The sequence below is a fragment of the Pseudonocardia sp. genome (genome assembly GCF_025465255.1).
In the GTDB taxonomy this organism is placed as follows: Bacteria; Actinomycetota; Actinomycetes; order Mycobacteriales; family Pseudonocardiaceae; genus Pseudonocardia.
In genome coordinates this window covers 1-14005 of sequence record NZ_JAODNI010000217.1, presented here as the reverse complement: position 1 = coordinate 14005, position 14005 = coordinate 1, and the positions used below count along the sequence as shown (strand labels likewise).

Genomic DNA, 14005 nt, shown 5'->3' with positions numbered 1-14005 from the left:
GCGCGTCAGCGGCCGGCGGTCCGGTGACCGTTCAGCTCCGGGGTGGTGGACCTGCCACGGTTGCCCAGGACCTGCGCGGTGTCCTTCAGCGAGCTGATCGTGCGCTCCGGCTTGCGAATCTTGCGGACCCGCAGGTAGCCGATGAACGCGGCCAGGCCCGCCACCAGGAGCATCACGCCGAACACGATGCCGAACGACGCGGCCCGGTTCAGCCACATCGCGAGCAGCTCGGCGATGGCGAAGAAGAAGAAGAACAGGCTGAACAGGGCGATCACGAGCGCGACGATGAAGAAGACGCTGCCCTGCACGCCCTTCTTGACCTCGGACGTGACCTCGGCCTTGGCCAGCTCCACCTCGGAGCGGACCAGGGTGGAGACGTGGGTCGTCACCTCGCGGACGAGGTTGCCGATGGACTGCTCGTCCGCACCGCGCGCGGGCTCCGCGGACAACGGGATCGACGGCAGCACGGGCGGGTCGCCCACTGCGCCGGAACTGGACGGGCCCCTGGAACTGGTCGGGCTGGCCACCGCGGTCCCCTCCTGCTGCTCGGCTGTCTCCGGTACGCGCCGTCCGGGTCCACGATGTTCTGTGTGGACGGCGGATCGCCATCGTGCCACGGGCCCCTGCGCGTCGCCTGGGCAGGCACGACGTGGACCCGAAGGTGTTCCGCGCAGCGGCCACCCCGCCGCGACGAGCATGTGCGCCTACTCGTCCGGGCGGCCGCGCAGCTTCTTCACCGCGCCGCGGCGGGTCTTCGCGTCCAGCCGACGGCGCTTCGACCCCGCCGTGGGCCGCGTCGGGCGCCGGGCCCTGGGCTCCGCCGCCGTCGCCTCCCGCAACCGCTCGACGAGCCGTTCGCGCGCGGCCTCGCGGTTGCGCAGCTGGCTGCGGGTCTCCGCCGCGACGACCGTGAGCACCCCGTCGACCAGCCGGTTCCCCAGCCGGGTCAGGGCACGCTCGCGCAGGTCGTCGGGCACCGAGGGGGAGCGCGCGACGTCGAAGGACAGCTCGACGCGCGAGTCCGTGGTGTTCACCCCCTGCCCGCCGGGCCCGGAGGCACGGGAGAACCGCCAGTGGAGCTCACGCGCGGGGACCTCGAAGCCGCGCCGCACGCGCAGCACGTCCTCGGAATCCCCGCCGGCGGCCATACGCCCATTGTTCCCCAGCCCGGTTCCGCACGAACGGCACTCTCGTGCGCCAGGTCTGCACGGGAGTGCCGTTCGTGCGGTCGGGACGGGGACGGGCGCGGCTCAGTCCTCGCTCTTGCCCTCCTTCAGGCCCGAGGAGATCAGGTCCATGACCGTGGAGTCCGCGAGCGTGGTGACGTCCCCGACCTCGCGGTTCTCCGCGACGTCGCGCAGCAGCCGGCGCATGATCTTGCCGGAGCGCGTCTTGGGCAGCTCCTCCACGACCATGATCTGCCGCGGCTTGGCGATCGGCCCGATCTCCTTGGAGACGTGGTCCCGCAGCGCCTTGATCGCCTCCTCGCCGCCGTCCTTGGCCGCGTTCCCGCGGAGGATGACGAACGCGACGATGCCCTGCCCGGTCGTCGGGTCGGACGCGCCGACGACGGCCGCCTCGGCCACCGTCGGGTGGCTGACCAGCGCGGACTCCACCTCCGTGGTGGAGATGCGGTGCCCGGACACGTTCATGACGTCGTCGACGCGACCGAGCAGCCACATGGCGCCGTCGTCGTCGTACTTCGCGCCGTCACCGGCGAAGTAGTAGCCCTGGTCCGCGAACCGCGACCAGTACGTCTCGCGGTAGCGCTCCTCGTCGCCCCAGATGCCGCGCAGCATGGACGGCCACGGCTTGTCCAGCACCAGGTAGCCACCGCCACCGGGGCCGACCGGCTGGGCCTCCTCGTTGACGACCTCGGCGCTGATGCCGGGGACCGTGCGCATCGCCGAGCCGGGCTTCGCCGCCGTGACGCCGGGCAGCGGAGCGATCATGATCGCGCCGGTCTCGGTCTGCCACCAGGTGTCCACGATCGGGCAGCGGTCCCCGCCGATGTTCTCCCGATACCACATCCAGGCCTCGGGGTTGATCGGCTCGCCGACGCTGCCCAGGACCTTGAGCGAGGAGAGGTCGTACTTCTCCGGGATCTCCTTGCCCCACTTCATGAACGTGCGGATCAGCGTGGGGGCGGTGTAGTAGATCGTGACGCCGTACTTCTGCACGATCTCCCAGTGCCGGCCCTCGTGCGGGGTGTTCGGCGTGCCCTCGTACATGACGGACGTGGCGCCGTTGGCCAGCGGACCGTAGACGATGTAGCTGTGCCCGGTGACCCAGCCGATGTCCGCGGTGCACCAGTAGACGCTCTCACCGGGCTTGTGGTCGAACACCACGTTGTGGGTGTACGCCACCTGGGTCAGGTAGCCGCCGGAGGTGTGCAGGATGCCCTTCGGCTTCCCGGTGGTGCCGGAGGTGTAGAGGATGAACAGCGGGTGCTCGGAGTCGAAGGCCTCGGGCGTGTGCTGGTCCGACGCGGCCCCGACGACGTCGTGCCACCAGAGGTCCCGGCCCTCGGTCCAGGGGACCTCGGTCTCGGTCCGCTTGACCACGACGACGTGCTCGATCGACGGCGTGTCCTTGACCGCCTCGTCGGTGTTCTCCTTCATCGGCGCGGGCTTGCCGCGCCGGAACTGGCCGTCGGAGGTGACCAGCAGCTTGCACTCGGCGTCCTCGATGCGGGCCTTGAGCGCGCCCGGGGAGAACCCACCGAAGACGACGCTGTGCATCGCGCCGAGGCGGGCGCAGGCCAGCATGGCGATCACGGCCTCGGGGATCATCGGCAGCTGGATCGCCACCCGGTCGCCCTTGCCCACGCCCAGCTCGGCGAAGGCGTTGGCAGCTTTGGAGACCTCGCGCTGCAGGTCCGCGTAGGTGATCGTGCGGGTGTCGCCGGGCTCGCCCTCCCAGTGGATGGCGACGCGCTCGCCGTTGCCCTCCTCGACGTGGCGGTCCGCGCAGTTGTAGGCGACGTTGAGCTTGCCGCCCACGAACCACTTCGCGAAGGGCGGTTCCCACTCGAGGACCTGGTCCCATGGGGTGTCCCAGCTCAGCCGATCCGCCTGCTCGGCCCAGAAGCCCTCGCGGTCGGCGTCGGCCCGGGCGTACCAGTCCTCCGTAGCGTTGGCCTGTGCGGCGAACTCCTCGCTGGGCGGGAAGCTGCGGCTCTCGGTGGAAAGATTGCTCAGCGTCGGTCCCGACTCGGCCATCTTCTCGTGTCCTCCTCGTCCCGGGACGGGCCCGGACCCGGAGACCTGGGTGCCCGGCGGGCGTCGTCGCACTCGTCGGGAACGAACGGTAGTGCGCTCGGACACCTGGCGCACCGTCGGTACGGACAGGTCACCCCCGGTCCCACGGGTCGGACAGTGGCAGCATGGCGGGGTGCCCGCCCTCAGGACGTCCGATCCGCTCGCACCGCTCTCGGAGCTGCCCGGTGTCCCGGAGGCGGTGGCGCGCGCCCGGGACGCGCTCGTCATCGTGCACAACCACAAGGTGAACCGGCGAGGCTGGCCGGCGACGGCCGCCGAGGCTGCGCTGAGGGCCGCCCGCGCCTCCGCCGCGCTCGACGGCGCGCCCCTCGAACCCGCGCGCGACGAGCACATCACGGACCCGGTCCTGGCCGGGGCGGTGCGGGTGGCGGACGAGTCGTCGAAGCTGCTCGGGGTCTGGAAGGGCTCGCCGCTGCAGGCGCTCGCGCGGCTGCACATGCTGGCCGCCACGGACCTGGTCCCGGTCGAGCGGCACGACGCCGAGCTGGGCCGCCCGCGCGGCGGACCGGACGTGTCCGCGCGGCTGTCCCTGCTGGCGGACCTGGTGACGGGCGGGACGTCCGCGCCGGCGCCGGTGCTCGTCGCCGTCGTGCACGGGGAGCTGCTGGCGTTGGCGCCCTTCGGGAGCGCGGACGGCGTGGTGGCCCGGGCGGCGGCGCGGCTGACGGCGGTGGCGGCGGGCCTGGACCCCAAGAACCTCGCAGTGCCGGAGGTGGGCCACCTGCGCCGTAGCGCCGAGTACCGGAAGGCGGCGGGGGGGTTCGCCGAAGGGACGGCGGAGGGGGTCCGGGCGTGGATCCTGCACTGCTGCACGGAGTGGGAGGCCGGCGCCCGCGAGGGAGTGTCGATCGCGGACGCCCGGGCCTAGAGCTCCACTTCCGCGACGAACGAGGCTCGGGCGGCGGCCCCGCAATCGGAACCGCCGCCCGAATCGCGTGAGACGTCCGGGATCCAGGCGTGCACTACGTGTCGTGGTCACGGCCTCGGCGGCCGGCGTCCCGGTCCGCAGGCCCACGACGACATGCCTCCCGCGGCGTGCTGTGCGTGGAGTGTCCGGCGCCTCGCGCACGGAGCCCGATCGGGGGAGCCGGCGCTTCTCTTCCGCACCAACCCTGGCCGCCCGGAGTCCGTACATCCAGTTGTAGCTCGCGACCGGTACCACTTCAAGGGCTTGCCGAAGGTGCACCGGTTCAGGAACGGAGCGTGGTGATCCTCCGCCGCAGGGACCGCCCGGATAGCGGATGCGGCGGCCGTCGCCTGTCCGCTACACCCGGCGTGAGCTGGGCCAACCCGGCCGCGATGCGGACGAGACGACCCTGCCGGCGCCGGCGCAGGCGCAGTGACCAGACCCCCGCGCCGGCGAGCGCCGCGACGCCCACCCCGGCCGCACCGAAGGCGATGCGGGGCCGCAGCCGCGTGCCGACCTTCACGGGGACGGAGAACGTGAGCACGGGCCAGCCGCGCTTCGCGGCCTCCCGGCGCAGCTGACGGTCCGGATTCACCACGACCGGATGCCCGACCGCCTCCAGCAGCGGCAGATCGGTGATCGAGTCCGTGTACGCACGGCAGGTGGCGAGGTCGTACCCGCGTTCGGCGGCGATGGTGCGCGCCGCCTCGGCCTTGGCCTCGCCGTAGCAGTAGAAGTCGATCTCGCCGGTGTAGCGGCCGTTCCGCGCCGTCATCCGCGTGGCCAGGCACCGGTCCGCGCCCACGAGCGCCGCGATCGGCTCGACGACCTCCAGACCGGAGGCCGACAACACGATCACCTCGTCCCCCGCGGCATGGTGCTCGTCGATCAGCGCGGCCGCCTCGGCGTAGATCATCGGTTCCACGATCTCGTGCAGCGTCTCGGCCACGATCGACCGGATCTGCGCCACCTCCCAGCCCGTACACAGGGCGGTGATCCGGGTGCGGAGTGCCGCCATCGTGTCCGCGTCCGCGCCGGAGAGCAGCAGCAGCAGCTGGGCGTACCCGGACCGGAGCACGGCCGCGCTGCTGATCAGGCCCTCGCGGCGGAACGGACGGCTGAACGCCAGCGCGCTCGATCCGGCGATGATCGTCTTGTCCAGGTCGAAGAAGGCGGCACCCGGCGTCGCGGACGCCTCGCGCGGACGGGACGCTGGAACGGACGGCACGGGCACCTCCGCGAGCTTGCCAGACCCGCCCGCGAGAGCTCCAGCGGCGCTGCGGACCACCGGTCGGACGCACCCGTCCGGGGCGCAACCGCTTGCGCGCCGCGCGTTCCGGTCACCCGGCGACCGGGCGGGACCGACATCTGGGCGGCGGGCCGGGAGTGCGGTTACAGTGGCGATGGCTCGGACTGTGTCCGGGTCCGGTTCAGCTCGACCCCCCGGAGCTGAACCACGACGGCCCGCGCCAATCCCCCCTGGCGCGGGCCGTCCCGTTCTCTCCGCACTGTCTCTCTACGCACACTCTCTACGCACACTGTCTCGTTCCCGGCGCCGGACGGTCTCGTCGCCCGCGCGGGCTGTCCCGATCTCTGCGCGGGCTGTCCCTCCGCCGGGCGGGTCGGCACATTCTCGGGAGCCGGCGCCGCGGTTCCGGCGGAGTCCTGGTGAACGGCACGAGCGCGCGCGACGGGTACCCCCGACGCGGATTCTTCCCTACCGCGCCGACGGTTCCGGCCGATCCGGGCGGGCCGGCGCCGAGTTGTCCACATCCCCCTCGAACCATCCACAGCCGAGCAACTCGTCCGTGGATCGGGCCCGATCCGCCGCACGCTCGTCACCGGTGGAACGCACCTCGCGGCCACCGGGAGGAGGAGCCGTGAAGGACCGCTGGGACGATCGCACGCTGCTCGTGGCCGAGGACCCGGACCTGCTCGACGCGCTGCTGCGCCTCTCGGCGGCGGCGGGGACCGAGGTGCACCGCGCCGTGGACTCGGCCGACGCCCGCCGCCGGTGGCTGACCGCCCCGTTCGTCGTGCTGGACGGGGCGTCGGCGGCGCGGTGCGTCGAGGCGGGCATGCCGCGCCGTGAGGGGGTGGTGGTCGCGGTCCGTGGGGCGCCACGGTCCCCGGACTGGATGCATGCCGTCGCACTCGGCGCCGAACACGTCGTCTCGCTGCCCCAGGCCGAGCCGTGGCTGGTGGCCGCGTTCGCCGACGCCGCCGAGCAGGCCGCCGGCCGGAACGACCTCGGTCGCGTGCTCGCCGTCGTCGCGGGCCGGGGCGGGGCCGGGGCGTCGGTACTGGCCGCGGCGGTCGCCGTGACCTCCGCCCGCGCCGGCGCCCGCACCCTGCTCGTGGACTGCGATCCGCTCGGCGGCGGGCTGGATCTCGTGCTCGGCGCCGAGGACGTCGCCGGCATGCGCTGGCCCGAGCTCACGGTGACCGAGGGTCGGGTCCCCGCCGGTGCCCTGCACGCCGCGCTGCCGGCGCCGGCGATCGGCCGCGCGGGCGGCGAGCTCGGTGTGCTTTCCTGCGCCCGGGCTGCACAGGGCCCGTCGCCGGCCGCGGTCGCGGCGGTCCTCGAGGCCGGACGACGCGCGGGCGAGACGGTCGTCTGCGACGTCCCCCGCTACCCGACGGACGCAGCCCTCACCGCGCTCGCCGACGCCGATCTCACCGCCCTCGTCGTGCCCGCCGACGTCCGGGCCTGCGCCGCCGCCTCCCGGGTCGCCGCCGTGCTGTCGGAGCAGACCCGGCGGGTGGCACTGGTCGTGCGGGGCCCCGCGCCGGGCGGGGTGGGCGCGCAGGACATCGCCGCGGCGCTCGACCTCCCGCTGCTCGTGGCCATGCGTCCGCAGCAGGGGCTGGCCCGGGCGATGGAGCGCGGCGCCCCGCCCGGACGCGGCAACGGGCCGCTGACGACGGCCTCCCGGACGGTGCTGGGCGTCCTGCACACGACAGCGGGACCGGCGACCGCGGCCCGGCCGCCGGCAGGTGTGCGATGACCGCGCCTGCCGGCCTGGTGGACCGGGTCCGGTCGCGGCTGGCGGCGAACGGGGGCGAGCCGACGCCGATGGCCGTCGCGGCAGCCGTGCGGGCGGAGTCCGGCGGTGTCGTCTCGGACCTCGACGTGCTCAGCGCGCTGCGGACGATCCGCCAGGAGTTCACCGGCGCCGGCCCGCTGGACGAGCTGCTCGGGGACCCGCGCACCACGGACGTGCTGGTCTCCGGCCCGTCGTCGGTCTGGGCGGACCGCGGCGCAGGCCTCGAGCCAGTCGGGATCCGGTTCCCGGACGAGGCGGCCGTGCGCAGGCTGGCCCAGCGCCTCGCCCTCGCCGCGGGCCGCCGGCTCGACGACGCGAGCCCGCACGTCGACGGCTGGCTCGCCGAGTCCGGCGTCCGGCTGCACGCGGTCCTCGCGCCCGTCGCGGCGGACGGCACCTGCATCTCGTTGCGGGTCCTGCGGCCCGCCGCGCACGATCTCGCGACCCTGCGCCGGCTGGGCACGGTCGACGCCACCGGCGAGGCCCTGCTGCGGGCGGTCGTCGAGGCGCGACTCGCCCTGCTGGTGTCCGGGGGCACGGGCTCGGGGAAGACGACGGTGCTCAACGCCCTGCTCAGCGCGGTCGACCCGGGCGAGCGGATCCTGACCGTCGAGGACGCCGAGGAGCTGCGGCCGCGGCATCCGCACGTCGTCCGGCTCGTGGCACGACCGGCGAACATCGAGGGGGCCGGCGGGGTGGGCCTGCGAGACCTGGTCCGCCAGGCGCTGCGGATGCGGCCGGACCGGCTGGTCGTCGGAGAGGTCAGGGGCGCGGAGGTCGTCGAGTTGCTCGCGGCCCTCAACACGGGGCACGACGGCGGCGCCGGCACCGTGCACGCCAACTCCGTCCGCGAGGTCCCGGCCCGCCTGGAGGCGCTCGCCGGCGCCGGCGGCATGGCCCGCGAGACCTTGCACAGCCAGCTCGCCGCGGCGGTCCAGGTGGTGCTGCACATGCGCCGGCCCCCCGGCGCCGGCCGCGTGCTCGACGGCGTCGGGGTGCTGCGGCGGGAGGACACGGGCGTCGTCGTCCGTCAGGTGTGGACGAGAGCAGGCGGGTGGGGCGAGGGCCGGGCGGAGTTCGGCATGCTGCTCGCCGAGCGCGGGACCGGCGCGCCGTGGTGAACCCGCTGCCGGCCGCCGCCCTCGCCGCACTCGGGGCCGCCCTGCTCTGCGCACCGGGATGCACCGGGGCGCCGCGGCTCGCGGCGCTCCTCCCCCAGCCGACCGCACGCCGGTCCCTGCGGCTGCCGCGCGGGCTCTGGCTCGTGGCCGCGGGAGGCGTCGGCGGCGCGCTGCTCCTCGGTGTGGCCGGAGGCATCACCGGGATCGGCGCGGCCGCCCTGTGGCGGCACCACCGCTCCGCCCGCGCCACCGAGCTGACGTCGGCCACGGCGTCGGGCCAGCTCGCGGACGCCCTCGCCCGGATGACGGACGAGCTGCGTGTCGGGGCCCATCCGGCGACCGCGCTCGACGGCGTCCGGCAGGACGGGCCGTGGGCGGAGGAGGTGCTCGGGCCGGCCGCCGCCGCCGCGCGGCTCGGCGACGACGTGCCCGCCGCACTGCGCCGCTCCGCGGCGAAGGGGTCGGTGTCGAGCGCCGACGACCTGGAGCGGGTGGCTGCAGCCTGGGCCCTCGCCGACCGGCACGGTGCCCCGCTGGCCCTGCTGCTCGACGGCGCCCTCTCGGACATCCGGTGGCGCGTCGCGTTCGGCGCCCGGGTGCGCGCCCAGCTCGCGGGTCCCCGCGCCACCGCCGCGGTGCTCACCGCGCTACCGGCGCTCGGTCTCGGGCTGGGACATCTCATGGGCGCGGATCCGCTCGGCGTGCTCCGCGACGGGTTGCTCGGCCAGGCGCTGCTGCTCGTCGGCACGGGACTCGTCGTCGCCGGCCTGCTGTGGACGGAACGAATCCTGCACGCGGCGGTGCCCCGGTGAGCGCGGTCCCGCTCGTGGTCCTCGCACTGGCGCTGCTCGTCGCGGGCGGCCGGGAGGGCCGCGGCAGGCTCGCCTCGCTCGACCGCGTCACCGACGCTCCCGGCGCTGCGCCGGTGTTGCGTTCGGGATGGGCGGTCGCCGGCGGCCTCGCGACGGCAGCGGTGTGCTGGCTCGTCGTGGGCGGGGTCGGCGGCGCCGTCACCGGCACGGTGATCGGCGGCACCCTCGCGGTCGGCGCGCTGAGACTCGCCGCCCGCGGGCCGCGGGAGGTCCGCGATCCCGCGGGGCTCGCGGCGGCCTGGGAACTGCTGGCCGTCTGCCTCGAGGTCGGGCTCCCGGTCCCGGCGGCGGCCGAGGCGGCCGCCGTCCGGCTCGCGGGGCGTCCGGGCGCGGCGCTGCGCCGCGTGGCCGGGCTGCTCGAGCTCGGCGCGGACCCCGCCGCCGCCTGGCGAGCGGTCGACGACGTCCCGGCGCTGTCCGGGTTCGGGCGGGCGGCCCGCCGCTCGGCCAGCACCGGCGCGGGCCTGGCCCAGGCCGCTCGGGCCGAGGCCGTCCGGTTGCGCGCCGAGCTGGTCGACACGGCCGAGGCCCGCGCGCAACGAGCCGCGGTCCTCATCACCGGGCCGCTCGGCCTGTGCTTCCTCCCGGCGTTCCTGGCCCTCGGGATCGTGCCGGTCGTGATCGGCCTCGCGGGAGAGGCACTCGCCCGGTGGTGAGCACCGGGCTCCACCAGTACACGAAGGAGAAGACCATGTCGGACCGATCGCTACGCACGTTCCTCGACGACGACGGGATGTCCACCGTGGAGTACGCGGTGGGCACGATCGCCGCCGCCGCGTTCGCCGCCGTCCTCTATGCCGTCGTCAGCGGGGACGGCATCGTCAGCGCGCTCACCGGGCTGGTGCAGCGCGCGCTCTCGGTGACGTTCTGATGGTCGACCGGGCCGATCGCCGCCCGCACGACCGGGGCGCGGTGACCATCGAGGCCGCCATCGCCCTGGGCGTGCTCGCGGTGGTCACCGCGCTGGCGCTCGGCTCGGTCGCCACCGTCGCGGCCTCGGTGCGGTGCGTGGACGCCGCCCGGGAGATGGCCCGGCTCGCCGCTCGCGGTGAGCCCGAGCGCGCCCGGGAGGTAGCGCTGCGACTGGCTCCCAGCGGCGCCTCGGCGGACCTGCGGATCGACGGCGAGGAGATCACCGCGACCGTCACCGCGGCGCCCGGCGGGCTCCTGCCGTTCCGGATCGGCAACACGGCGTACGCGGTTCTCGAACCCGCCGCGCAGGCACCGGAACTCGACGGCCCGGTAGTGCACCGTGGTCCGTGACGACGGCGCAATCCCCGGCGACCGGATCACCCACGACCGGGACCCCGACGACCGGGCCTACGACGACCGGGCCTACGACGATCGGGGCTCCGCCACCGTCTTCGCCGCGTTCGCCTCGCTCGCCGTCCTGCTGGTGCTCATGACCGGCGTGGACCTCGGCGGCGCGGCGCTGGCCCGGCACCGCGCCGAGGCCGCGGCGGATCTCGCGGCGCTCGCGGCCGCCGGACGCTCGATCGACGGCGCCGGCGCCGCGTGCGACCTCGCCCGCGGTCTCACCGAACGGATGCAGGCGACGCTCGACCACTGCGCCCTCGACGACTGGGACGCAATGGTGCAGGTACGGGTCCGCCGCTCCTGGTCGCTGCTGGCCGCCGGGGACGCCGTCGCACGGGCCCGCGCCGGCCCGGTCCCGGAGGAGCCGCTACCGGGCGGCCCAGCATCGGGCCCGGCGAATCGGACATCCGGGCGTCAGCCCTCGCCTCCCGGCCGAGGACGTGACGGTGAGCGGTATCGGCGAGGCGACGAATGGAGGGGCGCTGGTACAGATGGAGCAACGGCAGCCACGAAAATGCAGCTCACCGTTCGGTCGCCCCGCTGGGCGCGCTCGTCGTTGCACACGCACCGATCGGCGACGACGTCTGGCCCCGGGCGCGACGGACAGGCCTACTGGACTTGTTCCGGAGTGCCGGCCCCGGCCGAAGCACCGGGATCGAGTGTTCGCTCCCCAGACAGCGGTGGCGTCGGAGCGCCTTACGGCCGACCCCCCATTCGGCGCCACCGCAACCCGGCCGCCGCCGGTCGGTCCGGCCCCCGACGGGCCCGCCGGCGGCGGCCCATCACGCAGATGCCCGCCGCGATCACGCCGGCGCCGAGCGATCCGGCTTGATCGTCCCGCCCGCGGCGGGCCGTCAGGCAGGCGCCTCCTGCGATCCCCCCGGCGCGGGGTGCTCCGCCAGCGCCGTCAGCACGAGGTCCAGCACCACGACCGCGCCCGCCTTGTCCAGCGGCACGTTCCCGTTGCCACATTTCGGGGACTGCACGCACGACGGGCAGCCGCTCCGGCACCCGCAGTCCCCGATCGCCGCGCGGGTGGCGCGGAGCCATCGCTCGAGGACCGCGTGCCCGCGCTCGGCGAGGCCCGCACCCCCCGGATGGCCGTCGTGCACGAACACGGACGGCAGGCCTGTGTCCGGGTGCAGCGCGGTCGAGAGGCCGCCGATGTCCCAGCGGTCGCAGATCGCGAAGAGCGGCAGCAGCCCGATCGCGGCGTGCTCGGCGGCGTGCAGCGCGCCGGGGATCCGTGCGGGGGTGATTCCCGCGGCATCCAGGACCTCCTCGTCGATCGTGTACCAGACCGAGCGGGTTTCCAGCGTCTGCGCGGGCAGGTCCAGCGGCACCGTCTCCAGCACCGTGCCGTCCGGCGTCCGGCGCTGGTAGGCCACGACCTGCCCGGTCACCCGCACGTCCCCGAAGTACACGCTGACCGGGCCGTGGTCCGTGCGGGAACGGACGCGGACGACGTCGACGTCCGCGGTGGAGCGGGCGTCCGTGCGCCAGTCCGGGTCCTCGGCGTGCACGAGCGCGAGCCCCGCCGCCAGATCCAGCTCGTCCACGACGTAGCTCTCGCCCCGGTGCAGGTACACCGCACCGGGATGGGCGGTCGCCGGCGCCGAGGAACCCTCGACGGTGCCCAGCATCCGCCCGGTCGCGGCCTCGACCATCGCGACCTGGCCCAGCCCGGACCCGCGGATGTCCACGGTCGCGGCCGGCCGCTCCCGGGCCGACGGCCAGAACCAGCCCACCGACCGCTTGCGGAGCACGCCGTCCTCCACCAGGGCGTCCAGCACCGTGCGGGCGGCGTCCCCGCCGAAGTCCCGCTCGACGTCCTCCTCGGTGAGCGGCAGCTCGGCCGCGGCGCACGCCAGTTGCGGGGCGAGCACGTACGGGTTCCCGGGATCCAGCACGCAGCTCTCCACGGGTGCGCCCAGCAGGGCGTGCGGATGGTGCACGAGGTAGGTGTCCATGGGGTCGTCCCGGGCGACGAGCACGACGAGCGCCTCGTCGCCGGCCCGGCCGGCTCGGCCGGCCTGCTGCCAGAACGACGCCCGGGTCCCCGGGAACCCCGCGACGACGACGGCGTCGAGCCCCGCGATGTCCACGCCCAGCTCGAGCGCGTTGGTGGTCGCGACACCGAGCAGCTCACCCCGGACCAACGCGGACTCCAGGGCGCGCCGCTCCTCGGGCAGGTACCCGCCGCGGTAGGCCGCGACCCGGCCCACCAGGTCCGGGTCCACGTCCGCGACCAGGCGTTGCGCAGTCAGCGCGGTGGTCTCCGCGCCGCGCCGGGACCGGACGAACGCAAGGCTCCGCGCCCCTTCGACCACCAGGTCCGCCAGCATCCGCGCGGACTCGGTGGACGCCGGCCTGCGCACCGGGGCCCCGTTCTCCCCGCCGAGCTCGGGCAGGAGCGGCGGCTCCCACAGCGCGACCGTACGCCCGGCGCTCGGCGAGCCGTCCTCGACGACCGCCGTGACGTCCCGGCCGGTCAGCACCCCGGCGAACTCGGCCGGGCGGGCCACCGTGGCCGAGGCGAGCACGATCGTGGGGGTGGCGCCGTAGCGGCGGGCCACCCGCAGGAGCCTGCGCAGCAACAGCGCCACGTGCGAGCCGAAGACGCCCCGGTAGGTGTGGCACTCGTCCACCACGACGTAGCTGAGCCTGCGCAGGAACGCGGACCAGCGGCCGTGCAGGGGCAGCAGCGAGCGGTGCAGCATGTCCGGGTTGCTGAAGATCCAGCGCGCGTGCCGGCGGGCCCAGTCGCGTTCGTCCATCGGGGTGTCCCCGTCGTAGGGCGAGGGCCGCACGTCCGGCACCCCGAGGGCCGACAGCGCCCGGAGCTGGTCCGCGGCGAGCGCCTTCGTCGGGGACAGGTAGAGCGCCGTCGCGCGCGGGTCCTCGGCGAAGCGGGCGAGCACGGGCAGCTGGTAGACCAAGGACTTCCCGGACGCCGTGCCCGTGGCGACCACCACGTCCCGCCCCGCGTGGGCCAGCTCCGCCCCCTCGGCCTGGTGGCTCCACGGCGCCTCGACGCCGGTGTCCCGCAGCGCCCGCACCACGTTCTGCGGCACCCACTCCGGCCACGGCGCCGGGCGGCCCGGGCGCGGCGGGAGCCGGATCGCGTGCCGGAGGGGATGCAGGTCGTCCGGGACGTCCTCGGCGGGATCCGCGGCGCCGGGGATGCCCGACACCCCCGCGTCGATGATCGTGACGTTCGGGTCCTGCCCCGAACCGGCGAGCACCCGGTGCAGCAGCTCGACCCCGCGCGCGGACCTCGCCACCCGCTCACCCACGGGAACCGGCCCTCCGAAACGACGTCACGGAAGACGACCCTCGCACACAGCGCCGACACTTCCGCCGGGGAGGCGTCAGGTGAGGGCCCCGGCCAGCGAGATGGCCACGGTGGTCAGCTCCTCCCGGGCACCGGCCCAGCCACGGATCCGGGGCTAAACGCTCA

Annotated in this window: 13 protein-coding genes; 8 read left to right on the top strand and 5 right to left on the bottom strand. The window is 75.1% G+C overall.

Features of this window, described 5'->3' with window-relative positions; translation table 11 throughout:
* Positions 1-5: 5 nt before the first annotated feature.
* The 3 genes from JWP64_RS26700 to acs all read right to left on the bottom strand — a co-directional run bounded on the left by JWP64_RS26700 (position 6) and on the right by acs (position 3221).
* Positions 6-482: a phage holin family protein gene (locus JWP64_RS26700; RefSeq protein WP_297502574.1), complete on the bottom strand. Its 477-nt coding sequence runs from the start codon at positions 480-482 to the stop codon at positions 6-8.
* Positions 483-704: 222 nt separating this feature from the next.
* Positions 705-1148 carry an alternative ribosome rescue aminoacyl-tRNA hydrolase ArfB gene (gene arfB, locus JWP64_RS26695; RefSeq protein ID WP_297502572.1) on the bottom strand — a complete coding sequence of 148 codons (444 nt, stop codon included), beginning with the start codon at positions 1146-1148 and terminating at the stop codon, positions 705-707.
* A gap of 102 nt (positions 1149-1250) precedes the next feature.
* Positions 1251-3221, bottom strand: coding sequence for an acetate--CoA ligase (gene acs / locus JWP64_RS26690; RefSeq protein ID WP_297502570.1), 1971 nt, complete (start codon positions 3219-3221; stop codon positions 1251-1253).
* Between the two features lie 172 nt (positions 3222-3393).
* Here acs and JWP64_RS26685 point away from each other — a divergent pair, with 172 nt between their 5' ends.
* Positions 3394-4149: an oxidoreductase gene (locus JWP64_RS26685; protein ID WP_297502569.1), complete on the top strand. Its 756-nt coding sequence runs from the start codon at positions 3394-3396 to the stop codon at positions 4147-4149.
* A gap of 322 nt (positions 4150-4471) precedes the next feature.
* Here the strand turns inward: JWP64_RS26685 and JWP64_RS26680 are convergent, their stop codons facing one another.
* Positions 4472-5416, bottom strand: coding sequence for an HAD family hydrolase (locus JWP64_RS26680; RefSeq protein ID WP_297502567.1), 945 nt, complete (start codon positions 5414-5416; stop codon positions 4472-4474).
* 652 nt (positions 5417-6068) lie between these two features.
* Here JWP64_RS26680 and ssd point away from each other — a divergent pair.
* From ssd to JWP64_RS26645, 7 genes are read left to right on the top strand one after another with little or no spacing between them, the layout of a single operon-like run.
* Positions 6069-7196 carry a septum site-determining protein Ssd gene (ssd, locus tag JWP64_RS26675; RefSeq protein ID WP_297502564.1) on the top strand — a complete coding sequence of 376 codons (1128 nt, stop codon included), beginning with the start codon at positions 6069-6071 and terminating at the stop codon, positions 7194-7196.
* A complete protein-coding gene (locus JWP64_RS26670; RefSeq protein ID WP_297502562.1) occupies positions 7193-8356 on the top strand; it encodes a TadA family conjugal transfer-associated ATPase in 1164 nt (387 codons plus the stop codon). Before ssd ends, JWP64_RS26670 begins: the two co-directional genes overlap by 4 nt.
* Positions 8350-9168 carry a type II secretion system F family protein gene (locus tag JWP64_RS26665; RefSeq protein WP_297502560.1) on the top strand — a complete coding sequence of 273 codons (819 nt, stop codon included), beginning with the start codon at positions 8350-8352 and terminating at the stop codon, positions 9166-9168. Before JWP64_RS26670 ends, JWP64_RS26665 begins: the two co-directional genes overlap by 7 nt.
* Positions 9165-9884: a type II secretion system F family protein gene (locus JWP64_RS26660; RefSeq protein WP_297502558.1), complete on the top strand. Its 720-nt coding sequence runs from the start codon at positions 9165-9167 to the stop codon at positions 9882-9884. The genes JWP64_RS26665 and JWP64_RS26660 overlap by 4 nt, the downstream gene beginning before the upstream one ends.
* 35 nt (positions 9885-9919) lie before the next feature.
* Entirely contained in the window at positions 9920-10099 is a 180-nt protein-coding gene (locus JWP64_RS26655; RefSeq protein WP_297502556.1) for a DUF4244 domain-containing protein, read from the top strand.
* Entirely contained in the window at positions 10099-10491 is a 393-nt protein-coding gene (locus JWP64_RS26650; protein WP_297502555.1) for a TadE family type IV pilus minor pilin, read from the top strand. The genes JWP64_RS26655 and JWP64_RS26650 overlap by 1 nt, the downstream gene beginning before the upstream one ends.
* A complete protein-coding gene (locus JWP64_RS26645; RefSeq protein ID WP_297502552.1) occupies positions 10481-11377 on the top strand; it encodes an Rv3654c family TadE-like protein in 897 nt (298 codons plus the stop codon). The genes JWP64_RS26650 and JWP64_RS26645 overlap by 11 nt, the downstream gene beginning before the upstream one ends.
* A 22-nt stretch (positions 11378-11399) precedes the next feature.
* On the opposite strand, the gene JWP64_RS26640 is transcribed toward JWP64_RS26645, so the two are convergent.
* Positions 11400-13739: a DEAD/DEAH box helicase gene (locus JWP64_RS26640; RefSeq protein ID WP_297502615.1), complete on the bottom strand. Its 2340-nt coding sequence runs from the start codon at positions 13737-13739 to the stop codon at positions 11400-11402.
* Positions 13740-14005: the final 266 nt, after the last annotated feature.